The organism is Thermoleptolyngbya sp. M55_K2018_002, assembly GCF_015295965.1.
Lineage (GTDB): Bacteria > Cyanobacteriota > Cyanobacteriia > Elainellales > Elainellaceae > Thermoleptolyngbya > Thermoleptolyngbya sichuanensis.
In genome coordinates this window covers 1-2057 of sequence record NZ_DVEA01000100.1, presented here as the reverse complement: position 1 = coordinate 2057, position 2057 = coordinate 1, and the positions used below count along the sequence as shown (strand labels likewise).

The window sequence follows — 2057 nt, the reverse complement described above, 5'->3', positions numbered from 1 at the left end:
CGCTGACGGGCTGGCGCTGCTGCGTCAAGTAGCGGGCGATCGCCCCGGCAACCGCATTGCAGGTTTCTGCGCCGCCCAGCAAGTTGAGCAAGACGCTCCGCAGCCGCTGGGTCTGCAAGATCCAGTCCAGCCCTTTTTCTAGGCGATCGCACAGCGTATCGGGCGGTAGCCGATAGGACGACTCTCCCCCCAAGTTCAGACAGGCCGACGGCTGTCCACCCGCCCGATCGACCAGATCGAGTGTCGCCATCGTCAGCCCCGCCCCATTGCACAAGATGCCCAGGCTGCCAGGAAACAGCATGGGGTTCAAGTTGGGCAGATCAAAGGCGCTGGCGGCCAGTCCGCTACAGGTCGGGCCCATTGCCAGGGTGGAGTGGGAGGGACGATTCGCGGCGTGATCCCTGCGGGAATCCCCCGACTGCATCGCCAGCAAATCTGGATGTCGCTCCAGTGCTGCGTCGTTCACAGCGACCTTACCATCCAGCGCCATGACTTCCCCCGCCGGATTGACCGCCAGAGGGTTGATCTCGACCAGGTCCAGGTCATAGGTCAAAAACAGGCGATACATTTTCTCGACGATCGCGCTGACGGACTCGATTAGCTCACCCGATAGCCCCATGTGGATCGCCAATCGCCGCGCATAAAAGGGCGAAAACTCCCCATCCACCAACACCTGCTGAATTTGTCGCGAGGTTGCCTCCAGCGCCATGCCCCCTTCCCGCGACCCCAGCAGCAGCGGCCGCCGCAGCGACGGATCAAGCACCACTGCCAGATAGAGTTCCTGGTCTGGCTCATACTTTGCCTCCGCCAGCAGCACTTCTGGATATTGCCCTAAAATCGGCAGATAAAAAATCGCCTGAGCCGCCGCCACTGCATCAATTGTGTTTTCTGCAAAGCGCACGCCGCCTGCCTTACCACGCCCCCCCGCATACACCTGCGACTTCAGCACAATGGGATAGGGAATCCGCAACTGTTTTAAGTCCTTGGGATGGTCAATCCGCTGCGACGGCAGGATAGGAATGCCAACTTTCTGAAATAGATCCTTTGCCTGATATTCGAGGAGATCCATAGAGGAGAGAAAGGGGAAAGAAAAGGGTGAGGAAGGAAGGAGGTGAGGGAAGGAGGTTAGTTGCTGACAGCTTGAACACTCCCTTGCGCCCCTAAGACGGCCAATCGCATAATCTCAAGGAAGATTGCAAGAAAGAAGATTGCAAGAGAGATCTAAATATAGACCAGAAAACGACTGAGCAATGGTGTTCTACTGCTACTTGCATGGCTTTGCGTCGAGTCCTAATTCTGCCAAGGCGCGGTATTTGGGCGATCGCTTTCGGGCGGCTGGGCTGTCTCTGGTCATCCCCGATTTGAACCAAAATGACTTTGCCCACCTGACGCTCAGTCGTCAAATTGCCCAGGTCGAGGCGCTACTGCCGCCCCCGCCGGAGCCTGTGGTGCTGATTGGGTCGAGCCTTGGCGGGCTAACGGCGGCCTGGCTGGGCGATTCGCGAAGCGATCTCTGCGGGAATCGCTATCTCCAGGTGCAAAAACTGGTGCTGCTGGCTCCGGCATTTGGGTTTCTCGATCACTGGCTGCCTCGCCTAGGGCCGGAGCAGGTAGCGCAGTGGCAAGAGACTGGCTTTTTGTCGGTTTATCATTATGGCGATCAGGCAATGCGGCCGCTGCATTATGGATTTGTCTTGGATGCAGCGATGTACGATCACTCCACGCTGAAGCGGCCAGTGCCCACGCTTATCTTGCACGGGATACGGGATGACGTAATTCCAGTCCAGTCCAGCCGAGATTACGCCGCAACTCGCCCCTGGGTGACGCTACTGGAGCTGGATAGTGACCATGCGCTGACCGACCAACAGGATGCCATTTGGCAGGCCGTCCAAACATTCTGTGAAATTGATTTAGAACTAAGCTAGTGGGGGGTGTGGCCCCTCGTGCCTGAATGCTAGAGCTGCTCAAGCTGCCTAGAATTGAAAAATAGTCATTTTAGTTAGGGCACTGACATACTTGAAACAGCAAACTTACTGCCCTCATCCCCCAACCCCTTC

Annotated in this window: 2 protein-coding genes; one reads left to right on the top strand and one right to left on the bottom strand. The window is 57.2% G+C overall.

What is annotated here, in order from left to right:
- Window positions 1-1069, bottom strand: a 1069-nt coding sequence (locus tag IGS51_RS05150; RefSeq protein ID WP_297076761.1) for a succinate--CoA ligase subunit beta, incomplete at its 3' end; no start/stop codon positions are given.
- Window positions 1070-1250: 181 nt separating this feature from the next.
- Between IGS51_RS05150 and IGS51_RS05145 the strand changes: the two genes are divergently transcribed.
- The gene (locus IGS51_RS05145) at window positions 1251-1925 is read left to right on the top strand and encodes a YqiA/YcfP family alpha/beta fold hydrolase (protein WP_297076760.1); all 675 of its coding nucleotides are present in this window, start codon (window positions 1251-1253) and stop codon (window positions 1923-1925) included.
- Window positions 1926-2057 lie beyond the last annotated feature (132 nt).

Excerpts from the sequence above, each read along its gene's own strand:
- IGS51_RS05145 (WP_297076760.1), top strand. The coding sequence starts at position 1,251 with ATGGTGTTCTACTGCTACTTGCATGGCTTTGCGTCGAGTCCTAATTCT.